Source organism: Globicatella sp. PHS-GS-PNBC-21-1553, from assembly GCF_033564055.1.
GTDB classification, from domain to species: Bacteria; Bacillota; Bacilli; order Lactobacillales; family Aerococcaceae; genus Globicatella; species Globicatella sulfidifaciens.
The window spans coordinates 1,775,290-1,798,173 of the sequence record NZ_CP085470.1; the positions used below are offsets into that span (position 1 = coordinate 1,775,290).

At 36.9% G+C, this 22,884-nt stretch carries 19 protein-coding genes and 2 pseudogenes; 20 read left to right on the forward strand and 1 reads right to left on the reverse strand.

Annotated elements, in window-relative coordinates:
• The first annotated feature begins 98 nt into the window (after positions 1-98).
• Together coaA and guaA (LB888_RS08580) are read left to right on the forward strand one after the other, a co-directional pair.
• Positions 99-1,031, forward strand: a complete 933-nt coding sequence (gene coaA, locus LB888_RS08575; RefSeq protein ID WP_318752609.1) for a type I pantothenate kinase — start codon at positions 99-101, stop codon at positions 1,029-1,031.
• 31 nt (positions 1,032-1,062) lie between these two features.
• Complete coding sequence (guaA, locus tag LB888_RS08580; RefSeq protein ID WP_318753971.1) at positions 1,063-2,604, forward strand: glutamine-hydrolyzing GMP synthase; 1,542 nt, start codon at positions 1,063-1,065, stop codon at positions 2,602-2,604.
• A gap of 180 nt (positions 2,605-2,784) precedes the next feature.
• Here guaA (LB888_RS08580) and LB888_RS08585 read toward each other — a convergent pair whose 3' ends face one another.
• Complete coding sequence (locus LB888_RS08585) at positions 2,785-3,216, reverse strand: helix-turn-helix transcriptional regulator (protein ID WP_318752610.1); 432 nt, start codon at positions 3,214-3,216, stop codon at positions 2,785-2,787.
• A gap of 266 nt (positions 3,217-3,482) precedes the next feature.
• Here LB888_RS08585 and LB888_RS08590 point away from each other — a divergent pair, with 266 nt between their 5' ends.
• From LB888_RS08590 to LB888_RS08680, 18 genes and pseudogenes are all read left to right on the forward strand, one after another.
• Positions 3,483-3,677 (forward strand): DNA-binding protein, encoded by a 195-nt coding sequence (locus LB888_RS08590; protein WP_318752611.1) that lies wholly within the window; start codon positions 3,483-3,485, stop codon positions 3,675-3,677.
• Position 3,678: 1 nt separating this feature from the next.
• Positions 3,679-4,802: pseudogene (locus LB888_RS12210) on the forward strand (tyrosine-type recombinase/integrase).
• Entirely contained in the window at positions 4,795-5,163 is a 369-nt protein-coding gene (locus tag LB888_RS08605; protein ID WP_318752613.1) for a plasmid mobilization protein, read from the forward strand. The pseudogene LB888_RS12210 and the gene LB888_RS08605 overlap by 8 nt, the downstream one beginning before the upstream one ends.
• 81 nt (positions 5,164-5,244) lie before the next feature.
• Positions 5,245-6,186 carry a hypothetical protein gene (locus tag LB888_RS08610; protein WP_318752614.1) on the forward strand — a complete coding sequence of 314 codons (942 nt, stop codon included), beginning with the start codon at positions 5,245-5,247 and terminating at the stop codon, positions 6,184-6,186.
• Entirely contained in the window at positions 6,173-7,618 is a 1,446-nt protein-coding gene (locus tag LB888_RS08615) for a VapE domain-containing protein (protein ID WP_318752615.1), read from the forward strand. The genes LB888_RS08610 and LB888_RS08615 overlap by 14 nt, the downstream gene beginning before the upstream one ends.
• Before the next feature lie 344 nt (positions 7,619-7,962).
• Positions 7,963-8,298, forward strand: coding sequence for a plasmid mobilization protein (locus LB888_RS08620; RefSeq protein WP_318752616.1), 336 nt, complete (start codon positions 7,963-7,965; stop codon positions 8,296-8,298).
• 118 nt (positions 8,299-8,416) lie between these two features.
• Positions 8,417-8,632, forward strand: coding sequence for a helix-turn-helix transcriptional regulator (locus LB888_RS08625; RefSeq protein ID WP_318752617.1), 216 nt, complete (start codon positions 8,417-8,419; stop codon positions 8,630-8,632).
• Complete coding sequence (locus tag LB888_RS08630; protein WP_318752618.1) at positions 8,629-10,611, forward strand: class I SAM-dependent DNA methyltransferase; 1,983 nt, start codon at positions 8,629-8,631, stop codon at positions 10,609-10,611. The genes LB888_RS08625 and LB888_RS08630 overlap by 4 nt, the downstream gene beginning before the upstream one ends.
• Positions 10,598-12,199: a restriction endonuclease subunit S gene (locus LB888_RS08635; RefSeq protein ID WP_318752619.1), complete on the forward strand. Its 1,602-nt coding sequence runs from the start codon at positions 10,598-10,600 to the stop codon at positions 12,197-12,199. The genes LB888_RS08630 and LB888_RS08635 overlap by 14 nt, the downstream gene beginning before the upstream one ends.
• Before the next feature lie 47 nt (positions 12,200-12,246).
• Complete coding sequence (locus LB888_RS08640) at positions 12,247-13,197, forward strand: DUF3644 domain-containing protein (RefSeq protein WP_293557477.1); 951 nt, start codon at positions 12,247-12,249, stop codon at positions 13,195-13,197.
• Positions 13,198-14,320: 1,123 nt separating this feature from the next.
• Positions 14,321-15,028 carry an AAA family ATPase gene (locus LB888_RS08645; protein WP_412927914.1) on the forward strand — a complete coding sequence of 236 codons (708 nt, stop codon included), beginning with the start codon at positions 14,321-14,323 and terminating at the stop codon, positions 15,026-15,028.
• 141 nt (positions 15,029-15,169) lie between these two features.
• Positions 15,170-15,597, forward strand: a pseudogene (locus tag LB888_RS08650) (phosphoribosylaminoimidazolesuccinocarboxamide synthase).
• 14 nt (positions 15,598-15,611) lie between these two features.
• The gene (locus LB888_RS08655; RefSeq protein WP_318752620.1) at positions 15,612-16,886 is read left to right on the forward strand and encodes an adenylosuccinate synthase; all 1,275 of its coding nucleotides are present in this window, start codon (positions 15,612-15,614) and stop codon (positions 16,884-16,886) included.
• 17 nt (positions 16,887-16,903) lie between these two features.
• Positions 16,904-18,319 (forward strand): adenylosuccinate lyase, encoded by a 1,416-nt coding sequence (gene purB / locus LB888_RS08660; RefSeq protein WP_318752621.1) that lies wholly within the window; start codon positions 16,904-16,906, stop codon positions 18,317-18,319.
• Positions 18,320-18,337: 18 nt separating this feature from the next.
• Complete coding sequence (gene guaA / locus LB888_RS08665) at positions 18,338-19,045, forward strand: glutamine-hydrolyzing GMP synthase (RefSeq protein ID WP_318752622.1); 708 nt, start codon at positions 18,338-18,340, stop codon at positions 19,043-19,045.
• A 20-nt stretch (positions 19,046-19,065) separates the two neighbouring features.
• Positions 19,066-20,679, forward strand: coding sequence for a CTP synthase (locus LB888_RS08670; protein ID WP_318752623.1), 1,614 nt, complete (start codon positions 19,066-19,068; stop codon positions 20,677-20,679).
• 226 nt (positions 20,680-20,905) lie between these two features.
• Positions 20,906-21,700 carry a diaminopimelate epimerase gene (gene dapF, locus LB888_RS08675; RefSeq protein ID WP_318752624.1) on the forward strand — a complete coding sequence of 265 codons (795 nt, stop codon included), beginning with the start codon at positions 20,906-20,908 and terminating at the stop codon, positions 21,698-21,700.
• Positions 21,694-22,884, forward strand: a complete 1,191-nt coding sequence (locus tag LB888_RS08680; RefSeq protein WP_318752625.1) for an LL-diaminopimelate aminotransferase — start codon at positions 21,694-21,696, stop codon at positions 22,882-22,884. The genes dapF and LB888_RS08680 overlap by 7 nt, the downstream gene beginning before the upstream one ends.

Below are 22,884 nucleotides of genomic sequence, written 5' to 3' on the forward strand. Positions count from 1 at the left end.
ATATTTTATGTTACAATGGAAAAGCAAGTGCTTATCAATTGTATTTGACATTGATAACATTAAGATTATAACAAAATATGTAGAAAAAGGAAAATCGAATGAAGTCACCATTATTTCAAAACTTTACTCGGGCAGAATGGCAACAATTACATCAAAATGGGCCATCCGTTTATACTATTGAACGATTGTCTGACTTGGTATCATTGAACGACCGCTTATCACAAAAAGATGTGAAAGAAGTTTACGGTCCATTAGTAGATTATATTGATATGGTCTACCAAAATCAAGTTCGTCTTTTGAAGGAAAAACGGGCCTTTTTAGTCTCAAAAGAACCTGTTCGCAAAACCTTGCCACCTTTCATTATTGGTATTTGTGGGAGTGTCGCCGTGGGAAAAAGTACCACAGCACGTGTTTTAACCCAATTATTAGAACAGTTCTATCCCGATTTAACGATTAACTATATGACAACAGACGGTTTTTTGTATCCTAACGCTGAATTGGAACGCCGCAATCTGATGTCGCGTAAAGGATTCCCTGAAAGCTATAATATGCAATTATTATTAGACTTTATTAAACAGGTAAAAGTTAGTGATGAACCCGTCCAATATCCCATCTATTCACACTATATTTATGATATCGTGGAAGACGAATACGAACTGATTCAAAGTCCTGATATTTTGATTATTGAAGGAATTAATGTTCTACAATTACCACAAAATCAAGAAATTTATGTCAGTGATTTTTTTGATTTATCAATTTATGTTGATGCCAAACAAGAGTTAATTCGTCAATGGTATATTGAAAGATTTGATATGTTAATGGATTTGGCACAACAAGAACCGGACAATTACTATCATGAGATGAGTAAATGGCCACGCAATCAAGCTCACGAATACGCTAGAAAAGTATGGCGTGAGGTAAACTTAGTCAATCTTAACGAACACATTTTACCAACAAGAGACCGTGCCGATGTAGTCATCCATAAGACTACTAATCACTATGTTGATAAAATTGCTGTACGAAAATATTAATTAATTTGGAGGGAAAATTGTGACACAAACAATGACAGAAATGGAAAAGATTGTCGTTTTGGACTTTGGGAGCCAATACAATCAATTAATCACACGCCGCTTACGTGAATTTGGCGTATTTAGTGAATTATTACCTAATGACACCTCTGCTGAAGAAATTAAAGCAGAAGGTAATGTTATCGGAGTAATCTTTTCAGGTGGACCGCATAGCGTATATGCAGAAGATGCTTTTACCGTTGATAAAGCAATTTTTGATTTAGGCATTCCAGTATTAGGAATTTGTTATGGTATGCAACTGACGACCCATTTATTTGGTGGAAAAGTTGAACCGGGTACTAAAAAGGAATACGGAACAGCTGCCATTGAGGTAAAAAATACCGAAACAGGCTTATTTGCTGGATTAAGTGAATCTGAAAATGTCTTAATGAGCCATGGTGATTTAATTACCCAAATACCTGATGGATTTACAGTTACCGCAAGTAATAGCCATACCCCATTTGCTGCCTTTGAAAATGAAGAACGCCAAATTTATGGTGTACAGTTCCACCCAGAAGTACGTCACAGTATCCATGGAAATGAAATGTTGCGTAATTTTGCCTTCAATATTTGTAAAGCTAAAGGCGATTGGTCAATGGAAAACTTCATTGAGATTGAAATTGCCAAAATTAGAGAACGTGTGGGTGACCGCAAAGTCTTATTAGGCTTATCCGGAGGCGTAGATTCCTCAGTTGTAGGTGTCTTATTACAAAAAGCCATTGGCGATCAATTAACCTGTATCTTTGTTGACCATGGTTTATTACGTAAAGGCGAAGGCGACCAAGTAATGGAAGCTTTAGGTGGAAAATTTGGCTTAAATATTATTCGTGTTAATGCTAAAGAGCGCTTCTTAAATAAATTAGCAGGCGTTAGCGACCCAGAACAAAAACGTAAAATTATCGGTAATGAATTTGTCTATGTCTTTGATGACGAAGCGTCTAAATTACAAGGCGTGGACTTCTTAGCACAAGGGACATTATATACCGATATTATTGAATCAGGTACTAAAACCGCCCAAACAATTAAATCACATCATAATGTCGGTGGATTACCAGAAGATATGCAATTTGAATTAATCGAACCATTGAATACCTTATTTAAAGATGAAGTTCGTGCCTTAGGGACAGCCTTAGGGATGCCAGACTCCATTGTATGGCGTCAACCATTCCCAGGACCAGGATTAGGAATCCGTGTCTTAGGTGAAATTACAGAAGATAAATTAGAAATCGTGCGCGAATCAGATGCCATCTTACGTGAAGAAATCGCCAAAGCGGGCTTAGAACGCGATGTATGGCAATACTTTACTGTCTTACCAGGCATCCGCAGTGTTGGCGTAATGGGTGACGGCAGAACTTATGATTACACAATTGGTATCCGTGCTGTCACCTCAATTGACGGTATGACCAGTGACTTTGCGCGCATCCCATGGGAAGTATTACAAGTGATCAGTGCTCGTATCGTCAATGAAGTAGGCCACGTCAACCGCGTAGTTTACGATATTACAAGTAAACCACCCGCAACAATTGAATGGGAATAGTTCCAAAAAATATAGAAATGCTGTAATTTCAATAGTTACAGAAGATAAAACTTCCTAACTGGGATTAAAATGGGAACATTTATAAAAAAGAATAATTGAAATAATAGTTCAAAGTGGCTTACATTTTGAAAATGATGAAGACCGTGAGTTAAACTTCACGGTCTTTTTGTGTGTCTATATTTATTTTAAAAATCTTGATTTTTTAGGAAAAGATAATTTCCAATCTTCAAATTCTTCATCACTTATTTCTTCGTTATAATGTTTTTTTCTCATTTCATCCCATTCGATAAGAAAGTTATTGAAGTCTTGATCATTAGATAATAGACTAGTTGTTTCTCCCTCTCCTACTAAAGGTCTAAACTTAGTATCTTTTTCATAATCAAAGATTATATGCATAATTTCAAAAATGGAATTTGGATCGTGATTTATCAAAGCAGATATATCGCATTCAAGTGCTTCTGCTATTTTTTGTAATTGGTCTTTACTTGGAGATCTATTCCCAAGTTCATAATTTCTAATTGCAGCATCAGTTAAGCCTGATTTAATGGCAAGCTCTTTTTGGGTTAAGTTTCTCATAAGCCTTAACTTTTTTAATTTTTCTCCAGAAATCAAAACACTACCCCCTTTATATCATAATAATTACTAATATTTTATCATAAAATGGATAAAAGCACAACAAAAGTGTTCTGTTGAGAAAGAACGTAATAATTAGATAAAAAATCCAAAAAAATAAATTATAAGGACTTGACAGAACATATATGAACTGTTATTATATAACTATACCGTTCGAAAATGAACGGATAATGTAAGATATAAAAATTAATGCTCATCCTTTTAATCTGGATGTAGAAACTTACAAAATTTTAAAGGAGGACATTATGAAAGGTATTTTTATGAATGCAAAAGATGTACAAGATTTCCTTGAAGTTAGTAGAACAACAGCATATCAAATAATAAATGATATGAATAAAGAACTTATAAAACAAGGCTATCGTGTACAAAGAGGAAAAGTAAATAGACAGTATTTTATAGAAAAATATTGTTATAGACCAAAAAATGTAGAAGGGGTGTAGTATGCCAGCATATAGAGATGAAAGTGGAAATAAAACTTGGTATTGTAGGTTTTATTACACTAACTGGAAAGGTGAAAAACTCACAAAGAAAAAGAGAGGGTTTTCAACTAAAAAGGAAGCTTTAAATTGGGAGCAAGAATTTCTAAATCAACATTCTGAATCTATTGATATGACCTTTAGAGAATTTTTTACCCTATATAAAAGAGATAAGAAACCAAGGATAAGGGAAAATACATGGAAAACTAAAGAAGCTATTGTAAATCATAAAATAATGCCATATATAGGAGATTTAATGCTAAATGAAATAACAAATGTAACTATAATCCAATGGCAAAATGAACTTATGAAGATAAAGGATAAAAAGGGTCAGACCTACTCTCCTACTTACCTAAGGACAATTCACGCTCAATTATCAAGTATATTAAATCATGCTTGCAGATATTATAATCTTAAAACCAATGTTGCTCGTGATGTGGGTTCTATGGGAGAAAAAGAAGCGGGAGAAATGCTTTTTGGACACAAGAAGAATACGAAAAATTTTCAGAAGCAATCAAAGATAACCCTGAATCATTTTCTGCTTTTGAAATTTTATATTGGTGTGGTCTAAGACTTGGAGAATTACTTGCATTAACTAAGGATAAATTTGATTTTACAAATAATAATTTGAAAATTGATAAGTCCTTGCAAAGAATTGATGGCAAAAATGTGATTACAGATCCTAAAACAAAAAAGAGTGTTAGAGTTGTTAAAATACCAGAATTTTTGGCAGAAGAAATGAAAGATTATTTTAGAGGATTTTATAAGTTAAAGGATAAAGACTTGATTTTTAGTCTTACTAAAAGTTCTTTGCATCGTGAAATGACTAGAGGAGCTAAAAAAGCTGGTGTAAAAAGAATAAGAGTCCATGATTTAAGACATTCTCACGTATCACTTCTTATAGAATTAGGTTTTTCGGCAACAGCAATTGCAAATAGGGTTGGTCATGAATCAATCGATATAACATACAGGTACGCCCACCTTTTTCCTAGTAAACAAAAAGAAATGGCAATATCACTTAATCAAATAAGAGAAAAATCTCAAAATAATTGGGATGAATTGTTAAAAGAGGATGATATAGATGTTTAGAAGAAAATCATTAGATGAGATTTCAAAAAAGGTAAAAGATAAAAATAAAAAGAAAAATCGAAAAAGAAATCGAATTTTAAATTTTAGAGTGTCAGAAGATGAATATGCCCTTATTAATAAAAAGATTGAAATAAGTGGACTAAAAAAACAAGATTACTTTATACAAATGCTAACTCAGCATGAAATTACTCTTGTAAGTGATTATAGACTTTTTGATAATATATCAAAAGAAATTTTTCAATTAGCAAGGGTTATAAAGAAATTTGGAAAATTAGAAGATGAAGAAGCTGAAATTCTAATCTATATTTTAGAAATTTATGAAAAAATCAAAAAAGAAAAAAGCCCTTACTACAATGAGTAAAGGCAAGCACTCCTGTGAGAAGTGTTCTCTAGACAAGTCCATTTTACCACAGGAGTCTTATTTATACCAGAGGAGGTAAAAATGGAAAATAAATATAAATATCTACCAGATGAGATGAAAAACTTAAAAAGATTTATAGGCTTTAGAATAGAAATTTTAAATGGAAAAACTACCAAAATACCATTTTCTTTAATAAATAATAGATCTACTGGTTGGAATGATAAAGAAAAATGGCTTAGTTTTAATGAAATAAAAAGTAAAAATGAAAATCTAGGTTTTGTTTTGGATAATGACTATATATTCTGTGTCGATTTAGACCATTCAATAAAGTATGGCAAATTGACAGATATGGCTAAAAATATTATTGATGATTTTAAAGGAACTTATATAGAAATTTCTCAATCAGGACAAGGACTTCATATATTTGGTAAAGGTAATATTCCTAGTAACATGATAAAACCTAGTGAAGGCTTAGAAATTTATAAAGAAAATAGATATATTGCTTTAACCGGTAATGTAGGTGATGGAAGATATTTCCCTATTTCTAATAAGCTTGTAGATAAACAAAGTGAAATAAATAGCTTATATAAGAAATGGACACAGGAGAGGGTTTCTATAAAAAAGCAGATAGAAAAATATAAAGATTTAGAAATTCATAAGGACTATAGCTTTTATGATCTATCAGCAAGTGAAATTATAGAAGTGATGAAAAGGACTAATACAAAAGCTAAGGCTTTATTAAGTGGAATAAGTATTACAGGCGACCATAGTAGAGATGACTTTATATTTTTATCTTTAGCAAGAAACTATACTAACGGGAATCCTCATTTAATGAAAGAATTATTTCTTTTAAGTCCATTAAGCCGTTTAGGAAGTAATGAAAAAAGAAAAGATGATAGAAAATATATTGACTATTTAGAAAAGACCATAGAAAACACATTAAAATTTTCATCTTTTATCCCTTTTGATTGGTCTAAGCATTTAGAGTTTAAGAAAAGGAGTAAGCCCTATGAAAGGTTTTAAATTAAAATTTCCTGAAATTGATCAGACATACTCTTATATAGATTTACAAACGACAGATAAAGGGACGGTTAGACAAATTACTGGTAATATTGTAACTGCAATTTTAAATCCTAAGTATTGTAAAAATCAAAAAATAATTGATGGACAAATATTTTTTGATGAATTTACAAAAGAGATTAAATTTCAGGGAAAAATTATTGGAGAAAGAAATATAAATGAAAATCAAATTAGGCTTTGGGATGATTCTTTAAATAATAGACTAGGCTTAGAGATAGAAAAACATTTTGGAATTAATTATAACTCTAATAAAATGTTGGAAGCAGTTCGTTTCGTGGCTCATCAGTATGAAATAAGTCCACCTAAGCAATATCTTCAAAATTTAAAATGGAATGGATGTAAAAATGCTATAAGAAAACTACTTCCAACCTATCTTGGAGCTGAGGATACAGACTTAAATAACTGGATAATGGAACATATGATTTTGGGAATGATACAAAGAATTTTTAATCCAGGTTCTAAATTTGATGAGATGATGGTTTTGGTTGGTGGACAAGGAATAGGTAAATCAACTTTTGCAAGATTTTTATCTATAAAAGATGATTGGTTCTGCACAATTGAAAATATTCAAGGTAAAGACGCAGTTATGAATCTTATGGGAAAAACTATTGTAGAAATTGAAGAATTTGTTGCACTTAGAAATGCAAAATCAGCTAATGAAGCAAAGTCTTTTCTATCAAAATTAAGCGACAGGATAAGAATACCCTACGAAAAATACGCCACAGATGTACCAAGAACTTGTATCTTTATAGGAACGTTAAATGAAAGAACTTTTTTAAATGACCACACGGGAGAAAGAAGATATTTACCCGTTGAATGTAATATTAATAAAAGAGAAAGGACTATATATCCAGATAAAAATAATAAGGAAAAACTCTCGGATAAAGAATATATGTCACGCATAAGAGAAGATTTTAATCAGGCTTTAGCACTAGGATATAAAATATTTAAAAATAAATCTCACTCATGGGCAATACCTAATAATCTTTTAAAAGACTTATATAAGGAGCAAGAAAAGTTCAAATACCTAAATCCAGATGTTGAAGATATAAGATACTTTTTAGGAGAATATAAACCCAAATCAAATGAGCCAAATATTACTTGTTTTAAAGAATTAACAATGCAAGGTTATCAAATAAAATCAAAAGCATTTTCGGAAATTATGGACAATTACTTCCAAGATTGGACACCCATTCGTTCATCTAAGACTACAAGAATATCACCAAGTGGAATATCCATTCCAGTAAAACTATATTATGAAAAGAAAAAAGAAGTCAATGTAGATTTTATAGAAGTTGATAAAAAATTATTGCCAGAAGAATGGCAAAAAGTAGAACAAATAAAAATTGACACAGAAAATAAGGTTGATAAATAGAAATGTAACCTTGTAACCTGTAACTATTATTTTAAATCTTCTTGAATTAGGATTATATAAATTGATGGCTTGATAATAAGGGAGTTTCAAAGTCTTTTTAAACAAGCTTGCCTAATTTTAGAAGTTTTTATTTTTTAAGTTACAGTTACACTCTCCTGTGTCTATTTATAAAATTAAGAAAAATAAAAATTGATACTTCATTATTAATAGCAAGCACAGTAAGTGAGTACTCACTTACGAAAAAATCGAAAAATTAATAGTTTTTAATGCTATATAATTTTTTAATTTTTACTTTGTTAGGGAGAACCCTAAGACCCCAAAAGATAAGTGCAAAGGAGAAATATATGGATAATAGAACAAGAAAAAATCAACTAAAAATATATTTAACAGATGAAGAAAAAGAAATCTTTGAAAATAAAATGAAACTCGCAAATTGCAAAACCATGTCCCACTTTCTAAGAAAATGTGTATTAGAAAAAGAAATTTATATTGTAGACCTTGAACCATTTCGAGACCTGCAATGGCTACTATCAAATGCAACAAATAATATAAATCAGATTGCTACAGCAACTAATACAACTGGTGTTATTTATAAAAAAGATATTGATTATATGAGAGAAAAAATTGAAAAATTATCAAAGGAATTGTGGGATGTGCATTCACTTTTATTAAGAAAATAAATTTTAAAACTTAGCCATAAAAAATCTTAGACCTGTAAGAAGTTGTAAATTTGTGATATAATATAAATCAATAAAGTTAATCGGATTTTTAATGGTGCTTGGCACAAGGAGAAAAGAAATGTCGGACTTTGGAAAAATTATATTTAAGATAGACAAAGTTTTAGAAGATAAAAACATAAGCAAAAACAAATTAGAAAAAGAAGCAAACTTACAAAGAACGCAGCTTAATTCCTATTGCAATAACAAGGTAAAGAGAATTGACTTAGAAACATTATCAAAGATATGTTGTGTTCTTGATTGTAAGTTAGAAGATATTATGGAGTATGTAAGATGAAGTTAAAAGAAAAAAGCACGGATTTGTGGGTCTATGACTTATTAAAAGAAGCTGAATTAAATTTAGATCCACAAGGTTCTACGATAAAAGAAATAGATGATGCCCTTAAAACTGCGTCTAAAAGAGGAACTGGAAAAGTTGGATTTCCAGAATATGTAGGAATAGTTAAAGATTTTATTATTGTTATCGAAGATAAGAGTTCGCTATCTTATCACGAAAAAAGAACTGATGAAGATATATTAGCAGAAGATATAAATTCTATATGTGATTATGCGGTTAATGGTGCATTATTCTATGGTAAACACTTAATAAAAAACACTTCCTATACAAAAGTAATAGCAATTGGCGTTTCTGGTAATGAGAAAAAACACAGAATAAGTCCAATATTTGTAAATGATAGAATGGATTATTATGAACTATCTGAAATAGAAACTTTTATTTCTTTTAGTGAAGACAACATTTACGAATATTATACAAAAGAAATTTTAAAAGAAAATACAGATTTTGAAAAAGAAACAAAAGAAATTTTAAGAGATGCAGCACTACTTCATGAAGATTTAAGAAATTATGGTTCAATTCAAGATAAAGATAAACCGTTAATCGTTTCCGGAATTTTACTTGCCCTTAGAGAAATAGAATATGGGAATTTTTCTATTGACATGTTAACTGGTGATTCTAAAAAAACAGATGGACAAAAGATTTACGATGCTATAAAAGATAACTTAAATAGAGCAAATGTGTCTCCTGATGTAAAAAGAGATAAGTTATTAAATCAATTTTCAGTTATTAAAGACACAACAAAAATAAATCAAATAGATGCTAATTTAGGCAAGACACCCAATAGACATTACACAGAGTTTCTATATAAAAGTATATTTCAATCCATCAGATTTCATCAAAGCGGAGAAGATTATTTAGGACGATTCTATGGAGAATTTATGTCTTATTCTGGTGGAGATGGACAATCTCTTGGAATAATATTGACTCCAAGACACATTACAGAACTTTTTTGTGATTTATTAGATTTAAAACCAACTGATAAAATAATGGATCCTTGTTGTGGAACAGCTGGATTTTTAATTGCTGCTATGCATGATATGTTACAAAAAACAGATGATGATTTTGAAAAAAATAATATTAGAAAAAATCAACTTTTTGGAATAGAAGACCAATCCTATATGTTTACTATTGCCACTACTAATATGATTCTAAGAGGAGATGGAAAAAGTAATTTAGAAAACCGAGATTTCTTAAAACAAAATCCAGCAAAATTACAATTAAAAGGTTGCACAGTGGGAATGATGAATCCACCATACTCTCAAGGCTCTAAAGATAATCCTAATCTTTATGAAATATCATTCACTGAGCATCTATTAAAATCACTTGTGGAAGGAGCAAGAGTAGCAGTTATTGTACCTCAATCTACAATGACAGGAAAAACTAAATATGAAAAAGAAACAAAAGCTAATATTTTAAAAAAACATACTTTAGAAGGTGTTATAACTTTAAATAAAAATACTTTTTATGGTGTAGGAACAAATCCATGTATTGCTATATTTACTGCTGGTATCCCTCATCATAAGGATAAAATTTGTAAATTTATTAATTTTGAAGATGATGGTTTTGAAGTTGCAAAACACATTGGACTTGTTGAAACTCCATCAGCAAAAGATAAAAAGCAACATTTACTTGATGTATGGTTTGATAGAGTTGAAGCTGAAACAAAGTTTTGTGTAAGTACAACTATAGAAGCTGATGATGAGTGGCTACATTCTTTTTATTATTTTAATGATGAGATACCAACGGATGAAGATTTTAGAAACACAATAGCTGACTATATTACCTTTGAGGTTAATATGATTACTCATGGCAGAGAGTATCTTTTTGGAATAGAAGATGAAGACGATAAAGAAGATGAATTTTTTATTGATAAATCTTTATTAGCTGCTGAAGATGGTGAAGATTATGAAACAAAATAGATTATCACTTAATGATGTTGAGTGGGGAGAATTTAAGATAAAAGATATATTTACAGTTGAAAATTGTAAAGCATATCATAAAGAAAATTTAGAATGTGCAATATGTGGAACTCCTTATATAACAAGAACCTCATTAAACAATGGACTTGATGATATAATTAAAAATAATAAGAATTATAAAATTAATAGAAGCAATTCTATTAGTTTAGGAGCCGAAAATGCAGATTTTTTTTATCAGGAATTTAAATATATTACAGGAAATAAGATGTATAGCATCTACAATAAGAATATTAATAAATCAATAGGCTTGTTTTTAGTTCAAACATTTAGGACAAGCATTAAAAATTGTGGCTTTGGCTATGGGAAGGGATTAACGGGAACCAGATTTAAAGATAGAATAGTTTTATTACCTATTGATAGAGATAAAAATCCTAATTGGCAATTTATGGAAGACTATATCAAGCAAGAGCAAAAAGAAATTGCACAAAAAGTTATAAATTATTATGAACAAAAAATGCTTGAAACTTCTTTCGATTTAGTGGGACTTGAAGATGTTGAGTGGAAAGAATTTAATTTCAATGATGTATTTAGAAAAATACAAAGAGGAAAAAGACTTAAAAAAGATGACCATATAGATGGAAATACGCCTTATATTTCTTCAACATCTTTAAATAATGGATTAGATGGATTTATTGGAAATGATGAAAAGGTAAGAAAATTTAAAAACAATTTAACCCTTGCAAATAGTGGAAGTGTTGGTTCTTGTTTTTATCATGAATATGAATATATAGCAAGCGATCATGTTACCTCCTTAACCTTAGATAAGGCTGATAAATATATTTATCTATTTATGGCTACAATAGTAAAAAGACTCGAAGAAAAATATTCTTTCAATCGAGAAATAAATGATAAAAGAATAAAAAACGAAAAATTTATTCTCCCAACAGATAAAAATGGAGAACCTCACTGGGAGTATATGAGTCAATTTATGCAAAAAATAGAAACTGAAAAGCTCGAAAAAGTGCTTGAATATATATATATATATATATATAGGTTAGCCATTTCTTATGAGAAAAAATTGCTACCACTTAATAAAAAAGAATGGAAAGAATTTTGGCTTGAAGATATTGTTACTATTAAATCTGGTAAAGATATTTACGAAAGAGAAAGAATAGATGGAAATACCCCTTATGTAACAGCAACCGCTCAAAATAATGGCATAGGTTATTTTGTTGAAAATAAAAATAAAACTATAGAAGAAAAAGCAATTAGTGTAAATCGTAATGGATCTGTTGGTTATGCTTTTTATCATGAATACAAAGCATTATATGGAAATGATACAAGAAAGTTAATTCCTAAATATAGAAATAAATATGTTTCTTTATTTTTAACATCAGTTATTACTAAACAGAAAGAAAAATATGGGTATGGCTATAAAATGGGAACTGGAAGACTTAGAAGACAAAAAATACTGTTACCTATAGATGGATTAGGACATATTGACTTTGATTATATGAAAAAATATATGCAAGTAAAGGAGATAAAAGAGCAATACAAAATTCTAAACTATTATCAATCAAATAAATAAGTAAGTATATAATTGATCGATAATATAATCAGATAGAAGGAGGTTATATGGGTAGGTCAATTTCAAATGAATTATTAGACAAGTCAAAAGAAGCGATGGTTTCAGCTGTACAAATTTATAATAATCCTTCAATTAAGTTTAAGTCAGAAATGTTTATCATAACTGCTATTATTTCATGGACTTATCTTATGCATGCTTATTATAGAAAGCGTGGGATAGATTACAGATACTATAAGATGAATGGTAAGCAAAAAAGATATGATAGAACAAAAAATGGAGCTTACAAACATTGGGAACTTGAAAGGTGTATTGATGACAAAAAGTCTCCACTTGATAAAGGAACTGCAAATAATCTAAAGTTTTTAATAGGAATAAGACATGAGATTGAACATCAGAAGACAGACAATATTGATGAATACATTGGAGCTAAATTACAAGCTTGTGCTTTAAATTATAATAAAGAATTAACTAAAATGTTTGGCAAAAAGCATAGTATAAGAGATAACTTAAGCCTAGCAATACAATTTTCACCTCTTTCACCAGAACAAGAAGAATTATTAAGAGATGAAGCTAATATTAATATTCCTATTAATGTTAGAAATTTTATTACAGAGTTCGAATCTGATTTAGACGATGAGGAATTAAAATCTTTATCATATTCCTATAAAATAGTATACGTACCTGTTTCTGTAAATAGAGCTAATCAGGCAGATAGAGCTATTGAGTTTGTACCAGCAAGTAGTGTTGATGCAAAAGACGTTGAACGAGTATTATTAAAAAGTGTAGAAAAAAAGAAATATCGTCCTAGCGAAATAGTAAATAAAATGAAAGATGAAGGTTTTTCAAAATTCTCTATGCATTATCATACACAATTATGGAAATCACGTGATGGAAGAAATCCTAAATATAATTTTGGTGTCTGGGTTTCAGGACAATGGTATTGGTATGAAAATTGGGTTAATGAAGTTAGAAATTACTGTGTAAAAAATAAATTTTAATTCCGGTACTGGGACTGGAACGGGACAAAAAGTTTAAAAATGTCCTATAATTAAACGAATTTAATGAGATACAAAAAATTAAAAGTCTGTATTTTGAATGGTTTCATACCATTCGTACTTTTGCAAAAGAAGAGTGGGAGTAGGGAGTAGGCCCCAGCGATTTTCAAGACGAAGCCGAAGAAAGAGCTGTTGGGACTACCCCGGCAAGGTTATCCCACGAATGAGGAACTGATGTGACGAAATAAGTGGCTGATAACGACTGCCAGAATCCTTAAGGTCAGTATTAAGTAAATTAAAGTGCGGAGGCGGAAGTTAAATTATTTCTACCCTGAGATTGACGAGTCGAAGACGAAGTCAGAACAGCGGTAGCCCCTCTGCAATAGTACTCAAAAACCCTTCCGTTGGCGGAAAGGTTTTTTGCTAAGTACGGACTGCTGAGTGGGAGTGATTTACCCTGGCTAACAAGTCCAGAAAACCCTTGTTTTATAAGGAATTTCGGGCTTTTCTATTTTGCGCAACCCCTCTCTGCAACACTTTTGCAACGCGTCGTCATAAATACGCTCTTTTTTACCAATTTGAATAGTGGAAAACGGTTATCAGGTTGCTAATGTTTTAATTTTGAGAGCCAGTCATGCCTACAAGGTGTGGCTGGCTCATTTTTTTGTTTCTGCGTAAAGTTTTCAAAAAATTTTTTGTGGGAGGGTTAATAAATGGCCTCTCCCACTCGATACTGGTGTAAGGCTCAATTCAAAAGCGAAAAGAACTTTACCTGGCACCTTGAAAATTGAATAAACAGATCAGCAGGTAGGTTACCACATAACGAGCCGCGTAGCGGGTACGCCACAACTCTGCACAAGCAGACAGCGAGAAGCCTCACTGCAACTGTCGGGTTGTTTCTGGCAAGGCGAAGTCTTATGTGCGGGACAATGATACTTCTCCACGGAGTTGGCGGAATACCTGGCAGAGGTGCAATTCCTATGAGTTCGGTAGCAGCCGAGCGCCTATTGATTTCCCGTGCACATGGGGTGTCGAGGACAAATAATGTGCTTCTACATATAAAGATTCATTTCTATTATATGTGGCCGTAAAATGCGGTCAATTTTTCGGAAAGGAGGAAATCGCAATGGACAAATGCAAAGTGATCGCTATCACGAACCAGGAATGCGGCGTTGGAAAAACTACAACAACGGTGAATCTAGGTGTCGGACTTGCGCAAGCAGGAAACAAAGTTCTTTTGGTAGATGCTGACCCACAGGGCAGTTTAACAATCAGTTTGGGTATCAAGAACCCGGACGAGCTTCCTGTATCTTTGGCTACGATCATGCAAAAGGTAATCGACGATCAAACCATTGCACCGCAGGACGGTGTTATTCGTCATCCGGAAGGTGTGGACCTGCTCCCATCAAACATCGAATTGTCCGGTATGGAAGTCGGCGCTCTCGATTCGGAAATGAAGCTGAACAAATACGGCAAGGGAAAGTATCTGCTGCGCCACGCCTCTGAAGGCGGTGGATATCTCCCCAATGAGATTTTGTGGCGTGAAAAAGCAGTTTTCTCCGACGCGGTAGGACATTCTATGGTGGATTATCTTAAAGAATACGCTGAACAGCAGTATTCGGATGAGAAATTTGAAGCAGCCCGCAAGAAATACACCTATGCCACACCGTGTACAAAGGAATCTCTGCTTTATCGCGGAATCTTTGAAAAGTATTATCCCGGTCAGGCAGAAATGATCGTTGACTTCTGGATGCCGAACAAGTCCTGGGAGGGCTGCGATGTAAACGATCCTTCAGCCCGTGTGCTTTCAAACTACGGAGACAGCGGTAAGTAAGCACGAATCCAGAACTATCTTCAAAAGCTTTTTCTTCATGATTGACAAATCGCGCTGAAAAAAAGTATAATACTTAGGTAAAAAAGCAAAGGCGTCTTTGAGAAAGTATCCATTGTAACTCTGGAAGTCATTGTCCGTAACATCGCTGCCGGCTCCTTTTCAAAGCGCTATGGTGTGGAGGAAGGCTTTGTGTTTGAAGCTCCTACCATCGAGTTTTCCTATAAAAACGATGAACTCGGCGATTCTCTGATGGATGAATACCACGCCATTGCGATGAAGCTGGCAACCAAAGAAGAAATTGAGACCATCAAGAAATATGCTTTTGGTGTGAACGAGCAGTTAAAAGCGTTCTGGGCTGAATGCGGTGTAACCCTGGTGGATTTCAAATTAGAGTTTGGTAGGCTTTCGGATGGCACTATTGTGCTTGCTGATGAGATCAGCCCCGACACCTGCAGACTGTGGGATAGCAAAACCGGGAGAAACTTGACAAAGACCGTTTTCGTCGGAATCTTGGCGGAGTTGAAGATGCTTATGCCGAAGTAATGAAGCGTCTGACAGAGCATATGTAACGGAGGAACGTAAAATGGCAAACTGTGCAATCGTAGGAATCAACTGGGGTGACGAAGGAAAAGGCCGTATGGTCGATCTGCTCACCGAAGATTATGATGTGGTCGTTCGTTTTCAGGGCGGCGGCAACGCGGGACATACCGTAATCAATGAAAAAGGAAAGTTTGCACTTCATCTACTGCCCTCGGGCATTTTCAGAGACGGTGTCGTCAACATCCTTGGCAACGGTGTTGCTCTCGATCCCAAAAATCTCTGGACGGAAATGCAAGATGTAATGGCAAAAGGGATTGAAATTACTCCAGACAACCTCAAAATCAGCGATCGTGCCTCTCTTTTGCTTCCTTGGCACAGGGATATGGATGAGCTTGAGGAAATGCGCCTTGCGGATAAAAAATACGGTTCCACCAAACAAGGCATCGCACCATTTTATTCGGACAAATATCAGAAGAAAACCATTCTTGCGGGCGAACTCTTTTATCCCGAGGAACTGAAATCCCATCTTGCAGACCTGATGGAATGGAAAAACCTTACTTTGACGAAGGTTTACGGTGCAAAGCCCTATACTATGGCAATGCTGGAAGAATGGCTTGAAACCTACTGCGAGAAGATCAAGCCCTATATCTGCGATATCGGTGCATTTTTGAAGGAAGCGCATGCAAGCGGCAAGAATATTCTTTTTGAAGCTCAGCTCGGCTCTCTCAGGGATCTGGATTACGGCATTTATCCTTACACTACCTCCTCTAACACAACGGCAGCCTACGCTCCCATCGGTTCTGGACTGCCGAGTGCAAAGATAGACGATGTGATTGGTGTGGTAAAAGCCTATTCCACCTGTGTCGGCGAAGGACCGTTTGTGTGCGAAATGTTCGGTGATGAAGCCGAGGAGCTCCGCAAAAACGGATTTGAGTATGGAGCAAAAACCGGCAGACCCCGCAGAGTCGGTCCCATTGATATCGTGGCGACACGGTACGGTGTTGAGGTTCAGGCGGCAACGGCGATTGCTCTTACAAAGCTGGATGTGCTCAGCTATATGGATAAGATTCCCGTTTGCACCCATTATCTGCTGAACGGTGAGCAAACTGATCGTTTCCCGTTCCCTTCCGCGCTAAAAAATGCAAAACCGGTTATCGAATATTTTGACGGCTGGAAATGTGACATCTCCGGTGCACGTAATTGGGATGACCTTCCCAAAGCGGCACAGAAATATGTGACCTTTATAGAAAAACAAATCGGCTGTCCCATCAAGTATGTTTCGGTTGGACCCGAAAGAGACAGCATCGTTATCAGATAAAAATAAGGAGATAGCTTATGACTAACAGATATGAATCCCCATTATCTTCAAGATATGCGTCAGAATATATGCTTGGACTCTTTTCCTCCGATACTCGATATCAGACCTGGCGCAAGCTTTGGGTAGCTCTTGCAAAGGCAGAAATGTCTCTCGGACTTCCTATTACACAGGCACAGGTAGATGAACTGTCAGCACATATCACAGATATAGACTACGAGTGTGTAAGGCAGCGTGAAAAAGAAGTACGCCACGATGTTATGGCACATGTTTATGCCTACGGAAAAGTTGCCCCTACCGCCGCAGGAATCATCCACTTGGGTGCTACCAGCTGCTATGTTACTGACAATGCTGATCTTGTAATTTTTCGAGATGCTCTGACGTATTTACGCTCAGAGCTTTTGGGCGTTTTAGCGAACCTTTCGGAATTCGCCGAAAAATACAAGGATATGCCTACTCTCGGCTATACTCATTATCAACCGGCACAGCTTGTTACGGTCGGTAAACGTGCGTCACTTTGGATGCAGGACTTTCTTTCCGACCTGAAAGAAATTGATTTTGCCATCGAAAACATCAAATTCCTCGGTTGCCGTGGCACCACCGGAACCGAAGCCAGCTTTGTGGATCTGTTTGAGGGCAATACGGAAAAAATAGATGAAATGAACCATATGATCGCCGCAGACTTCGGTTTTGACGAATGCTTCGATGTGGCAGGTCAAACCTATCCCCGCAAGGTGGACAGCCGTATCTTGAACGCACTTTCCTCTGTGGCACAGAGCTGTTACCGTATGGCAAACGACATCCGCCTTTTGCAACATGACCGTCAAGTAGAAGAACCCTTTGAAAAGAATCAGATTGGCTCCTCAGCAATGGCATATAAGCGTAACCCGATGCGCAGTGAGCGTATCTGTTCCCTGGCGAGATACCTTATGGCGGATGCGATGAATGCACCGATGACTGCGTCCACACAGTGGCTTGAAAGAACCTTGGATGACTCGGCGAACCGCCGTATTTCTCTGCCCGAAGGTTTCCTCTGTGCCGATGCGATTCTGAGACTGGCGCAGAATGTTACCGATGGACTTCATGTAAATGAGAAGATCATCGAAAAGACCGTAAAGGAATATCTGCCCTTTATCGCAACCGAAAATCTAATGATGGAAGCAGTCAAGCGCGGCGGCGACCGTCAGGAAATTCACGAAATCATTCGCAGATGCTCTATGGAAGCGACTGCAAAGATGAAAAACGGTGAAGAATGCGACTTGCTTGCACGACTTGTAGCAGAGAAGGAGTTCGGTCTTACTGAAGCGGAAATGACGGAGTTGCTTAACCCCGCTTTGTATATCGGCAGATGCCCCGAGCAGGTGACGGCATTTGTAGAGAAGGTCGAGCCGCTTCTGGCAAACGCTGACGGAAAATCAGCAGAGATTTACTTATAAGAAAAGGAGGTGAACACAGTGGATAAGATTCTTGTTTTGGATTTTGGCGGTCAGTATAACCAGCTTATCACACGGCGTGTCCGGGAACAGCAGGTGTATGCTGAAATCAAGCCCTACAACAAAATTATGCCCGAGGAAATCCAAGAAACCGGCATCATCTTTACCGGTGGACCGAACAGCGTATATGATGTGGCTTCGCCTCATTACGATTCCGCTATCTTGGATTTAGGCATCCCGATTCTCGGTATATGCTATGTTTTTCAGTTAATGGCGTATATGGCGGGCGGTGAGATTACCTCTGCAGAAAACAGCAGCGAATACGGAAAGACCACTGTGTTCACTGCAGATAATGTTATGTTTGAAGGACTTCCAAGCGAAAGCATTTGCTGGATGAGCCATACCGATTATGTGAAAACACCGCCGAAGGGCTTTACTACCATTGCCCATACCGCGGAATGCCCTTGTGCTGCCATGTGCGACGAGCGCCGTAAGCTATACGGTGTGCAGTTTCATCCCGAGGTTACGCATACCGTTTACGGCAAGCAAATGCTTCATAACTTTATCTTTGCGGTCTGCGATTGCAAGGCAGAGTGGAAGATAGAAACGCTTTTCACGGCGGTGGTAGAAATTGTCCTGTTGCAGCTTCTTGCATATTACGTTGCCAAGGAAAACGGCTGTGATATCGACAAACCGAAGAATCTGGCAAAATCGGTTACGGTTGAGTGATCGGTTGAAAGGAGTAAAGAATGACGAAGTATATATTTGTTACGGGCGGCGTTGTATCCGGTCTTGGTAAGGGCATCACCGCTGCCTCTTTAGGTAGATTATTAAAAGCACGCGGACTCAAGGTTGCAGCACAGAAGCTGGATCCGTATATCAACGTTGATCCCGGTACCATGAGCCCCTATCAGCACGGTGAAGTGTATGTTACCGAGGACGGTGCCGAAACCGACCTTGACCTCGGACATTACGAACGCTTTATTGATGAAGACCTCAACAAATATTCCAACCTCACCACCGGTAAGGTCTACTGGAATGTGCTCAATAAGGAACGACGTGGCGAATATCTCGGCTCCACTGTACAGGTCATTCCGCATATCACAAACGAAATCAAAGAATTTGTTTACAGTGTGGGCAAGAAAACAAATGCCGATGTGGTTATCACCGAAATCGGCGGCACCATCGGTGATATCGAATCACAGCCGTTCATTGAAGCGGTACGCCAGATCTCTCTTGAAGTCGGCAGAGAAAATAGTCTCTTTATCCACGTGACATTGGTTCCATTTCTTAAAGGCTCGGATGAGCATAAATCCAAGCCTACTCAGCACTCGGTAAAAGAATTGCAAGGCATGGGCGTGAAGCCGGATATCATCGTTCTCCGTTGTGATGAACCGTTGGAAGAATCCATATTCAAGAAGATTTCGATGTTCTGCAATGTAAAGCCGGACTGCGTTATTGAGAACATTACCCTGCCGAACCTTTACGAAGCACCGATTATGCTGGAAAAATCGAATTTTTCTTCGGTTGTTTGCCGTGAACTTGGGATAAAGGCTCCTGATCCCGACCTTGAAGAATGGACTGCAATGGTAGAACGTATCAAAGCAAGACTTCATTATGTCGATATCGGTCTTGTGGGCAAGTACGTAGGACTGCATGATGCATATCTTTCGGTAGCGGAGGCTCTTCGTCACGCCGGATATTATCATAACACCCATATACGTATTCATTGGATCGATTCTGAAGAAATCACGGCTGAAAATACCGATGAAATACTGGCTGGTCTTGACGGTATTCTCGTCCCCGGAGGATTTGGCGGTCGTGGAATCGAAGGTATGATTCTGGCGGCAAAATATGCAAGAGAAAAGAATATCCCGTATTTTGGCATCTGCCTCGGTATGCAAATTGCGGTGATCGAATACGCTAGAAATGTTCTTGGCATCAAGGACGCAAATTCCGGTGAGTTTGACGAGTTGTGTAAGCACAAGGTTATCGACTTTATGCCTGGTCAGAGCGATGATATTGACAAAGGCGGTACGCTTCGACTTGGTGCTTATCCCTGCAATATCAGAGAAGGTACGACAATGGAGCGCTGCTATGGCTCTGTAAATATTAGCGAACGACACAGACACCGCTATGAATTCAATAACGATTATCGTGAAGCCTTCGAGAAAGCAGGCCTTACGCTCAGTGGCACTTCTCCTGACGGAAGACTGATTGAAACAGTAGAGCTTACTGAGAGACCATTTCATGTAGGTGTTCAGTATCACCCTGAATTTAAGAGCAGACCCAATAAAGCACATCCCTTGTTTAAGGGCTTTATCGGCGCAGCATTTGAACGAACAACCGGAGGTAAATCATGAGTCTTCACGAAGAATGTGATGTATTTGGTGTTATCGCACCTGAACCATGTGATGCAGCGTTCATTTCCTATTATGGATTGTATGCGCTCCAACACAAAGGTCAGGAAAGCTGCGGTATTGTCGTCAATGACGATGGTGTGTTTGTTCCCACGACGCCATCGTAGTTTGTCCTTCACAGACGCTTACTAATAAAGAGTATCATATGATGCAAAATGAGGTGAATCAAATGAAATTTACAAAAATGCACGGCCTCGGGAATGACTATTTGTATGTTTACGGCGAAGTCCCCGGTAATATAGCAGAGCTGTCACAAAAACTATCCGAAAGGCATTTCGGTGCAGGCTCGGATGGGATGATCTATATTTCAAAATCGAACATTGCCGATTTTAAGATGCGAATCTTCAATGCAGACGGAAGTGAAGCCAAAATGTGCGGTAACGGCATCCGCTGTGTCGGAAAATTCGTTTACGACAAGGGCTACACCGATAAAAAGTTTCTCAGCATTGAAACATTATCGGGCGTTAAACATCTGACACTGCAGGTCATAGGCGGAAAAGTTAAAACTGTTACTGTGGATATGGGGCAAGCAAAAGCAGAAAAGCCTATGGATCTCACTGTCAACGGTGAAACGGTATCGCTTATTCCCGTATCAGTCGGCAATCCCCATGCGGTCATTTTTGTAGATGAAATTGAAACAGCGCCCCTTACAACTCTTGGTCCTAAGATCGAGCATCATCCCAATTTTCCTGACGGTGTGAATGTGGAGTTCGTGGAAGTGCTGGGATCCGATAAACTGCGCATGCGGGTATGGGAACGCGGCAGCGGTGTTACAATGGCGTGTGGAACTGGTGCCTGTGCCTCTGTCATGGCGGCGATTGCTACAAAGCATTGCCACTATGATGAGACTGTTTCCGTAGTGCTTGACGGAGGAATACTGAAAATTCAAATTGCATCGGATAACACCGTTCAAATGACCGGTCCGGCAGAGACAATATATGAAGGAGAAACAGAGATATGTTAAAACCAAACACGAGATATAAGGAACTGAAAGACACCTATTTATTCAACACGATTTACCGCAAGACAAACGAATATCTGGCGGCCAACCCCGGCAAAAACGTGCTCAGAATGGGTGTTGGAGATGTATCCCTGCCGCTGTGTGATGCAGTTATCAAAGCTTTGCACAAAGCTGTTGATGATCAGGCAAACGCCGCCACATTTCACGGTTATATGCCCGAAATTGGTGATGGTTCTCTCCGCCGTGCCATTGAGGGCTATTATAAGAAAATGGGTACGACCATTACCGAAAACGAGATCTTCGTTTCAAGCGGGGCCTGCGACGACTTAGGCGATATACTGGAGCTGTTCGATCAGGATAATACCGTTATGGTAATTGAACCGGCATATCCCGAATATGTGGATACCAATATCCTTGCAGGAAGAAAAATTATTCACTTAGCGTCCGGCGAAGAAAACGGCTTTTTGCCCGAACCGAACGAAGAAGCAGAAGCGGATATCCTCTATATCTGCTCACCGAATAATCCTACCGGTGCTGTGTTTAATCGTAATCAGCTTCAGGCTTGGGTGGATTTTGCCAATGAGATCGGTGCCGTTATCCTGTTTGATGCGGCATATGAGATCTTTATTGAGGAAGAGAATATTCCGCACAGCATCTATGAGCTGGACGGTGCCGACAAGTGTGCTATCGAAATCTGCTCACTTTCCAAAACAGCGGGATTTACCGGCACGCGTCTTGGTTATACCGTTGTTCCTCGTAATCTTGTGCGCGGCGGTATGAACCTGAATGAAATGTGGTCGCGTAACCGTGAGACCAGAACAAACGGTGTTTCCTATATCCTTCAAAAAGGTGCCTTGGCGGTATTTACTCCGGAGGGACAGCAGCAGATTCACGATAATCTTCGTGTATATAAAGAAAACGCCTCCTGCTTTATTGAGGCGCTGGACGCTGCAGGCATTTGGTACACGGGCGGCAAGAACTCACCTTATATCTGGATGAAATGCCCCGACGGTATGAGTGGTTGGGAGTTCTTTGATTATCTGCTCAAAGAAATTCAAGTCGTAGGTATTCCCGGTGATGGCTTTGGTGAGTGCGGAAAAGGCTATTTCCGTTTCTCCACGTTCGGAAAACCCGAAGAAACCAAGGAAGCGGCAAACAGACTCTGCAAGCTGCTTACAAAGGAGTGA